Annotated in this window: 10 protein-coding genes; 8 read left to right on the top strand and 2 right to left on the bottom strand. The window is 67.8% G+C overall.

Going from position 1 to position 8,335, the window contains the following annotated elements; genetic code table 11:
- Window positions 1-2,250: error-prone DNA polymerase (locus ACIQ67_RS18175; RefSeq protein WP_397535787.1), on the top strand; the 2,250-nt coding region annotated here is incomplete at its 5' end.
- Between the two features lie 154 nt (window positions 2,251-2,404).
- On the opposite strand, the gene ACIQ67_RS18180 is transcribed toward ACIQ67_RS18175, so the two are convergent.
- The gene (locus ACIQ67_RS18180; RefSeq protein ID WP_397535788.1) at window positions 2,405-3,175 is read right to left on the bottom strand and encodes an alpha/beta hydrolase family protein; all 771 of its coding nucleotides are present in this window, start codon (window positions 3,173-3,175) and stop codon (window positions 2,405-2,407) included.
- A 213-nt stretch (window positions 3,176-3,388) separates the two neighbouring features.
- A complete protein-coding gene (locus tag ACIQ67_RS18185) occupies window positions 3,389-3,865 on the bottom strand; it encodes a rhodanese-like domain-containing protein (RefSeq protein WP_397535789.1) in 477 nt (158 codons plus the stop codon).
- A gap of 223 nt (window positions 3,866-4,088) precedes the next feature.
- On the opposite strand from ACIQ67_RS18185, the gene ACIQ67_RS18190 reads away from it, so the two are divergent.
- The 7 genes from ACIQ67_RS18190 to ACIQ67_RS18220 form a co-directional block, all read left to right on the top strand.
- Entirely contained in the window at window positions 4,089-4,550 is a 462-nt protein-coding gene (locus tag ACIQ67_RS18190; RefSeq protein WP_397535790.1) for a hypothetical protein, read from the top strand.
- Window positions 4,550-5,038 (top strand): hypothetical protein, encoded by a 489-nt coding sequence (locus ACIQ67_RS18195; RefSeq protein WP_397535791.1) that lies wholly within the window; start codon window positions 4,550-4,552, stop codon window positions 5,036-5,038. The genes ACIQ67_RS18190 and ACIQ67_RS18195 overlap by 1 nt, the downstream gene beginning before the upstream one ends.
- Before the next feature lie 55 nt (window positions 5,039-5,093).
- The gene (locus ACIQ67_RS18200) at window positions 5,094-5,486 is read left to right on the top strand and encodes a VOC family protein (RefSeq protein WP_397535792.1); all 393 of its coding nucleotides are present in this window, start codon (window positions 5,094-5,096) and stop codon (window positions 5,484-5,486) included.
- 13 nt (window positions 5,487-5,499) lie between these two features.
- On the top strand, window positions 5,500-5,925 hold the full coding sequence (locus ACIQ67_RS18205; RefSeq protein ID WP_397535793.1) for a DUF1801 domain-containing protein: 426 nt from the start codon (window positions 5,500-5,502) through the stop codon (window positions 5,923-5,925).
- 64 nt (window positions 5,926-5,989) lie between these two features.
- Window positions 5,990-8,110 carry a prolyl oligopeptidase family serine peptidase gene (locus ACIQ67_RS18210; RefSeq protein ID WP_397535794.1) on the top strand — a complete coding sequence of 707 codons (2,121 nt, stop codon included), beginning with the start codon at window positions 5,990-5,992 and terminating at the stop codon, window positions 8,108-8,110.
- Window positions 8,107-8,253, top strand: coding sequence for a hypothetical protein (locus ACIQ67_RS18215; protein ID WP_397535795.1), 147 nt, complete (start codon window positions 8,107-8,109; stop codon window positions 8,251-8,253). The genes ACIQ67_RS18210 and ACIQ67_RS18215 overlap by 4 nt, the downstream gene beginning before the upstream one ends.
- A partial coding sequence (locus ACIQ67_RS18220) for a hypothetical protein (protein WP_397535796.1) occupies window positions 8,250-8,335 on the top strand: 86 nt, incomplete at its 3' end. The genes ACIQ67_RS18215 and ACIQ67_RS18220, both read left to right, overlap by 4 nt.

Raw genomic sequence — 8,335 nt, forward strand, 5'->3', positions numbered from 1 at the left:
CCGAAATGGCAGCAGCAGATCGACCGCGAGCTGGCGCTGATCGCCGAGCTGAGCTACGAGCACTACTTCCTCACCGTGGCCGACATCGTCAGCTTCGCGCGCGATGCCGGCATCCTGCACCAGGGCCGCGGCTCGGCCGCCAACAGCGTGGTCTGCTACTGCCTGCACATCACCGCGGTGGACCCGGAGCGCAGCACCATGCTGTTCGAACGCTTCATCAGCAAGGAGCGCCAGGAGCCGCCCGACATCGACGTGGATTTCGAGCACGAGCGCCGCGAGCTGGTGATGCAGTACCTCTACCGCAAGTACGGCCGCACCCGCGCCGCGCTGGCCGCCACGGTGATCGCCTACCGGCCGCGCAGCGCCATCCGCGACGTGGGCAAGGCGCTGGCGATGGACGAGGCCCTGGTGGAGCGCCTGGCGCACGACCACAGCGGCTGGTCCAGTGAATCGCTGCCCGAGGAACGCCTGGCCGCGCTGTGCGCAGAGCTCGGCCTGGACGCGCAGGACCTGCGGCTGCGTCAGCTGGTGGCCTTGAGCCGCCAGCTCTGCGGCATGCCGCGCCACCTCAGCCAGCATGTGGGCGGCTTCGTGCTGACGCAAGGGCCGCTGTCGCGCCTGGTGCCGATCGAGAACGCCGCCATGCCCGATCGCACCGTGATCCAGTGGGACAAGGACGACCTCGAATCGCTCAAGCTGATGAAGGTGGACGTGCTGGCGCTGGGCATGCTGAGCGCGCTCAAGCGCAGCTTCGAGCTGTATCGCCAGCTGCGCGGCCTGGACATCACGCTGGCCAGCGTGCCCGAGGGCGACACCCGCACCTACGACATGATCTGCGCGGCCGACACCGTGGGCGTGTTCCAGATCGAGAGCCGCGCGCAGATGTCCATGCTGCCGCGCCTGAAGCCACGCAACTACTACGACTTGGTGATCGAGGTCGCCATCGTGCGCCCCGGCCCCATCGAGGGTGGCATGGTCCATCCCTATCTGGAAAACCGGCGCAAGCCGCCCGATCAGATCGTCTACCCGCCGGGGCTGGAGCAGGCGCTGGAACGCACCCGCGGCGTGCCCATCTTCCAGGAGCAGGTGATGCAGGTGGCGATGATCGCCGCCAACTTCACCGCCGGCGAGGCCGACCAGCTGCGCCGCGCGATGGCCTCGTGGAAGCGCCCCGGCGAGCTGGCGCAGTTCTATGAGCGCATCGTCGCGCGCATGCGCGCCAACGGCTACACCGAAGCCTTTGCCGAAGCCATCTTCAAGCAGATCAAGGGCTTCTCGTCCTACGGCTTCCCCGAGTCGCATGCGGCCAGCTTCGCGCTGCTGACCTATGTGAGCAGCTGGCTCAAATGCCATGAACCGGCCATCTTTCTGTGCGCGCTGCTGAACTCGCAGCCCTTGGGTTTCTACACCCCCAGCCAGCTGGTGCAGGACGCACGGCGTCACGGCGTGGAGGTGCGGCCCGCCGACGTCAGCCTGAGTGCCGAGGACTGCACGCTGGAGCCCTGCGCCGGTCCAGGCCAAGGACAGCAGCCCGCGGTGCGCCTGGGCCTGCGCCTGGTCAGCGGCCTGTCCGGCGAGGCGGCAAAGCGCATCGTCGACGCACGCCACGAACGGCCTTTCACCAACACGCAAGACCTGGCCCTGCGCGCCAGCCTGGACCAGCGCGAGATGCAGCTGCTGGCCGCCGCCGACGCGCTGCTGAGCCTGGCCGGCCATCGCCGCCACCAGGTCTGGCAGGCCAGCGCCGAGCGGCCGCTACCGCCGCTCTTGCGCGGTAGCCTGCCCGCCGAGCCCGAGCTGGCACTGGAGGCCGCGCCCGAAGGCGAGCAGGTGCTGTGGGACTACGCCGCCACCGGCCTGACCCTGCGCCGGCACCCGCTGGCCATCCTGCGCCCGCAGCTGGCCCGGCGCGGCGTGCGCAATGCGCAGCAGCTGGAAAAACATGGGCGCAACGGCCGCAATGCCAGCGCCTGCGGCATCGTCACCGTGCGCCAGCGCCCACAGACCGCCAAAGGCACCTTGTTCGTCAGCCTGGAAGACGAGAGCGGCAGCGTGCAGGTGATCGTCTGGCCCGATGTCTACGCCGAGCACCGCTCAGTCTTGCTGCAGGCCAGACTGCTGGCCGTGCACGGCCAATGGCAGCGCAGCAGCGACGGCGTGTGCAACCTGATCGCCAAGCGCTGCGAGGATTGGTCGGAGCTGCTGGGGCGGTTGCGGGGGGCGATGGAGGGGAGCAGGGATTTCAGGTAGGGCAGTCCTAGGCTGCCGAGAGCTCTCTCTGTCTGCACGCGGATCAAGACAGAAAGACCCGCCAGGCTGGCAGTCATGACTTTGATGATGCAGCCTCGTCGATGCCGGCAGTGCACAGTGCCGGCGAACGTCCTGACAACAAGTCAAATCAAACTCAGGGCTGCGCGCTCGAGGCTTCGACAAGAAAGGACGCGGCCAAGGTCGACACTGCTGCCAGGTTTCTCTTGTGAGCCGCCTCTGCCTCTACCGGCGCCAATGCGCGGCTCTCGTAGCTGTGGTCTCCGCCGACGATCGCCACTCGGATCGCCGAACTGCCTGTTGCGGCAAAGCCGTACAGCACCGATGGCGCACACAGCGGATCCTTGTCACCGGAGATCCAGAGTGTGGGCCGTCGCTCGGATGAGATACCCGGGTAGTTCGCCTCCGCTTCAGGCCTGAGGCTGGATTCACCCTTGCGGACGCGGCTGCAGACCGGGGTGAGCAGTAGAGCGCTGCGCAGCCGCGCATCGGCCGCCAGTGCCCGCCATGCCACCACGGACCCGAGTGACTTGCCGCCGACGGAAACACTGTCGGCTGCCACGTTCGGATGCTGACGCGCAGCAGCGATGACCGTTTGCATATCGCCAAGCTCCCTGGACAGCTCATCGGAAGGCTGGCCCTTTGGCTCCGCGCTGAAGTAAGCCCAATTGAAGCGGAACACCGCGATACCCTGCGCCGCGAGCGAGCGAGCCGTTCCGTCCATGACAGGCAGTGCCATGTGATAGCCCTGCCCCGGCGCCAAGACGATGGCGGGGTATCTCCCCTTGGCGGCTGGGAGATCCACATGCACCTGCAAGCGGGTCCCGTCAGCTTTGACGACCGTAGTATCGGCGGCTGCCGGCGCGGCCACAAGGATAGTAGCCGCGGCAAGCACGGCGAGTCTCATCAGAACTGACATGGAAGGGGGAGCGATTGCATGGCTAGATGACACTGTGTTGAACGCTCCCCTGGACGTCATGCGTTTGGCTGCGCCACACAACGGCTCGCTCCGGATCACTCCACCGATAGCGCGCATTGTGCGCGTCTATTCCGGCCGAATCACCCTGCAAAACCCGCATGCGGAAACAGCGTGCAGCAGGCACCAGCCCTGCCGAAGCCCTCAGCGCCCCGGCGCCACCATCGGCCAGCCGCGCCGCGCCCACTCTGACATGCCGCCGTCGACATAGCGCACGTGGCTGTAGCCGCCCTGCTCGCGCAGCGCCTTCAAGGTGGCCTTGGAGCGATTCTGAGTGTTGCAGATCAGCAGCACCGGCTGTTTGGCGTCGGTGGGGATCTCGGCCAGGCGCTGGGCCAGCTGGCGCATCGGCAGCAGCTTGGCGCCTGCAGCCACGCCGGTGGCGTGCTCATGCGGCTCGCGGATGTCAATCATCAGCACCCGCCCGGCCTCATGCTCGGCACGCGCCGTCTCCAGGCTCACCGCATCGGCGCCCGGTCCGCCCTGGCTGCAGGCCGAGAGGCTAAGGCCAAGGCTCAGCGCCGCGCCAACAAGCGCGCAAGAAAACCGGCGCCGCTCCACCGGACGCGACACCCCCTGCGCCGGCCGGCCGGTGTCTGTCGACGCCACGACATCTGCCATTGGATTCCCTGACTTCATACCCATGCGCAGCAATATATCAGCCTATTCTTATGTACCGTGAATAGCCTCCGGATCCGCTGGTTTTCCCCTGGATACAAGGCTGATCGGCGCTTGATCGGACGGCCATCGGCTGCGCTAGAAGTACAGGGATTTCAGCTAGATAGACGCTACGAAACAGCGCTAGCATCACCACCCGATCCGAAGCCCGCGAAAGGTTGTCGCCATGGACAAGGCCACACTGAAGCGCGAAGCCAGCCAGTGGCGCGCCGGCTATTACAAAGGCCAGCGCAACTGGAGCGCCGCGCACCACAGCAGCATCTACGGCTCCATCGTCTGCAGCGTGGTGGCGGGTGCGCTGCTCCAGATCAAGGGCATGGAGCCTGGCTATGCGGCCGTGCTCACCTCAATTGCTGCGGCGCTCAGCAGTGCGGCCGCGGCCGGAGGTTTCCAGCGCAAATGGCGCAGCAACCGCCTGAGCCGCAGCCGGGTGGACGGCCTGCTGATCGACATCGAGGCTGACGAGGCCGATCTGCCCAAACTGGCGCGGCAGCTCAAGGCCATCATCGCGGAGCATGACCGCGAGGTGGTGCGCGACGAAGGCAATGGCGGCGCCGCCGCTGATCCGCCGGCATCCCCGGCATCTCACACCCCGCCGTCCGACAAGACTGCAGCGCCGGCACCGTGATGCAGAAGCACATCGATCCCCAAGCCGCATCGACAGCCACGCCCGCGGCGCCGCCGCCGCGCTGGGTCAGCGCGGCCATCCCGGCATTGATCGCCACGGCCTTCGCGCTGCTGCTGGTGTTCATGCTGCTGAGCCCCATCCTGCTGCCGGCACTAAACCTGCCGACCGGCGGCGATGCCGAGCAGGTCGACACCTTGCGCGCCGCCATCACCCACCCGTTTCCGCCGCGCGGCACGGCTGAAGCACCGGCCGCGCAGGCGATCTATACCGATTTCACGCGGCGCAGCAGCACCCTGCTGGTCTATGGCGTCACCGACCCGGCCGCGCAGCAGCAGATCGTGCAGCAGGTCCGCGAGGCCTGGCAGCGGCTGGAGACGAGCAAGCCAGTAGAGATCCGTTTCATCGAGCGCGAGGTCTGGGTGCAGGACGGCTCGACCGGCTACCGCCGTGGCAAGGAGAGGCTGCTGCACCGCGAGCTGATCCGCTGAGGCTGCTAAGCTCGGCGGCACGCGCTGCGCACCACGCGCAGCAAGGAGACTCGCGATGAGCCAGCCCCGTGTCACCGGCATCGGCGGTGTGTTCTTCAAGTCCAGCGATCCCAAGGCGCTGGGCGAGTGGTACCGGAAGCATCTGGGTATCGATGTCCAGCCCTGGGGCGGTGCCGCTTTCAGCTGGGCCACGCCCGACAACCCGGGCGGCGCCGGCACCACCGTCTGGAGCCCCTTCGCCGCCGATACCGGCTACTTCGCGCCCAGCCCGGCGCCCTTCATGATCAACTACCGCGTCGCCGACCTGCACGCGCTGCTGGCGCTGCTGCGCAGCGAAGGCTGCACGGTGGATAGCAAGGTCGAGGAGTCGGAGTACGGCAAGTTCGGCTGGGTGATGGACCCGGAGGGCAACCGCATCGAACTCTGGCAGCCGCCCGCCGGCCAGTGAGACGTGCAAGGCCATGAGTGAAGCCAAGACCCGCCCCACCGACACGCCGCTGCAGAGCTATCTGGACAGCATTGCCGACCCGCAACGCCGCAGGGACTGTGTGCAGCTTTCCGAGCTGATGCAGCGCCTGAGCGGCTGCCCACCGGTGCTGTGGGGCAGCAGCATCGTCGGCTTCGGCCGCTACCACTACCGATACGACAGCGGACGCGACGGCGAATCCTGCCTGGTCGGTTTCTCTGCGCGCAAGGACAGCATCAGCCTCTACCTGCTGGCCGGCTTCGAGGGCGCTGCAGGCCTGCTCCAGCAGCTCGGTAAGCACAAGACCGGCAAGGCCTGCCTCTATATCAAGCGCCTGGCCAATGTTCAGCCGGCGGTGCTGGAGCAGCTGATCCAGAGCTCCATCGACGAAACCCGCCGGCGCTGGCCCGGCACGGCTTGAAGCGCGTGCGCTCTGCGGGCAAAGCCGGGCTTACCAGCCCGGCCCTTTGCGCGACACTGGCAGCATGGCGACGTCAAGCAAACCCCTCACTCCCGCTGCAGCACGCAAGCCAGCGGCCCGCAATCAGCCCCTGAGCGTTGACGACCTCTGGGCCTTCGAGCGCATCGGCGCGCTGAGCCTGGCGCCTGACGGCGCGCATGCGGTGTGCTCGGTCACCCGCAGCTCGATGGCCGACAACAGCTCCAGCTCCAGCCTGTGGCTGCTGCCCACCGCCGGCCGCAAGGCGGCACCGCGGCGTCTGACGGCCTGCGGCGACAAGGACGGCCAGCCGCAATGGTCGCCGCGCAGCGACCGCATCGCATTCGTGGCCCGGCGCGAACAGCAAGGCAGCAAGGACGCCAGCGCGCAGCTCTACCTGATCGCACCCGACGGCGGCGAGGCCCAGCGCATCAGCCAGTTCGGCCCCGGCGTGGATTCCTTCAAGTGGATGCCGGATGGCAAGCGCATCCTGTTCGCGGCCTGGGTCTGGCCGGAATTGAAAGGCGCCACCGCACAGAACAAGCACCACAAGAGCTTCAGCGAGCGCAAGGAAAGCGGCTACGCCACCAGCGAGGCCTATTACCGCCACTGGGACCACAACATGCCGCAGGGCCGCGTGCTGCACCTGCTGCTGCTGGACCTGGGCAGCGGACGCATCACCGATCTGTTCGAAGGCACAGCCCATGAGCTGCCGCGCGATGCCGCCGGCACCAGCGCCTATGACATCAGCCCCGATGGCCGCAGCATCGCCTTCGTGCATGCCGCCGAGCAGCCGGTACGCCCCGGCGCACGCTATGCGCTGAGCGAGATGACCCTGCCCAGCCGCCGGGTGCGTTGCCTCGTCGATCAGGCGGGCTGGGATTTCGATGCCCCCAGCTATCGGCCGGATGGCAGCGCGATGGCGCTGACCGCTGCCCAGATCGGCCACCGGCATACCGCCTTGAAACAGCTGGCGCTGCTGGAGCTGGCCGGCCAGCCGGCCAAATCGGGCCAGGCGCGCTGGCGCGTGCTCAGCGATGCCGCCTGGGACTTCCACGCCGAGGCGCCGCTGCGCTGGGCTGAGGATGGCCAGGCCCTGCTGTTCACCGCCGAGCAGCGCGGTCGCTGCCCGCTGTGGCGCCATGACATGAGCAGCGGCGTCACCGCCCCGGCGGTGATGGACGGCGGCTGGATCCAGGCCTTCGATGTGGCGGCAGGACTGATCGTCACCGCCGGCGACTCGGCGCTGCACCCGGTGCGCGTGCACGCGCATCGCGACGGGGGGCAGGCGCTGCGCCTGGAACGCTTCAACGATGCGCTGCTGTCCAAGCGCCAGCTCGGCGAGGTGCGCGAAGTCAGCGTCAAGGGTGCGCTGGGCGAGCCGGTGCAGATGTGGCTGACCTTCCCGCCCGGCTTCGATGCGCGCAAAAAGCACCCGGTGATGCATGTGATCCACGGCGGCCCCTTTGCCGCGGCCGGCGACACTTTTGGCTACCGCTGGAACCCGCATGTGCTGGCCGCGCGCGGCCATGTGGTGGCGCAGGTCAACTATCACGGCTCAAGCGGCTTCGGCTTTGCCTGGCGCGACAGCATCATGGGCCGCCAGGGCGAGCTGGAGACGCAAGACATCGAGGCCGCCACCGACTGGCTGATCCAGCAGCCCTGGGCCGACCGCGCCCGCATCAGCGCCACCGGCGGCAGCTATGGCGGCTTCCTGGTCGCGTGGATGAACGGCCATGTGAAACCCGGCCGCTACCGCAGCTATGTCTGCCACGCCGGCGTGTTCGACCGCATCGCCACCTTCAGCGCCGATTCGTATATGGACCGGCCGCGCGACCTGCATGCGCGCTACTGGGAAGACATGGACCGCGTGCTGGCGCAGAGCCCGCACAGCGCCGCCGCGCAGATGCAAACGCCCACGCTGGTGATCCACGGCGCGCTGGACTACCGCGTGCCCGACTGCAACGGCCTGGCCTACTACAACACGCTGAAGGCGCGCGGCATCGATGCCCGCCTGCTGTGGTTCCCCGACGAGAACCACTGGGTGCTGAAGCCGCGCAACGCCAAGCTCTGGTACCAGGAGTTTCTGGACTGGGTGCAGGCGCATGACAAGCGGCCGGCGGTCAAGGCAGCCCGTCAGGGCCAAGCCGCGAGAAGCAAGCCATGAGCGAAGCCACACCCCAGACCGTCATCCCGCAACTGCGCATCACGCAGGCGGCGCGCAGCCTGGCCTTCTATGTGGACGGGCTGGGCTTCGAGATTGACGGCAGCATCAGTTCGAGCCCGGCTACCCGCTGTTCCTGCAGCTGACGCGTGCGGGCCAGACCCTGTTCCTGACCGAGCACAGCGGCGATTGCCAGGTCGGCGGCGCGATCTACTTCATCGTGCCGGA

Source organism: Roseateles sp. (assembly GCF_044373315.1).
Lineage (GTDB): Bacteria > Pseudomonadota > Gammaproteobacteria > Burkholderiales > Burkholderiaceae_C > JACDQM01.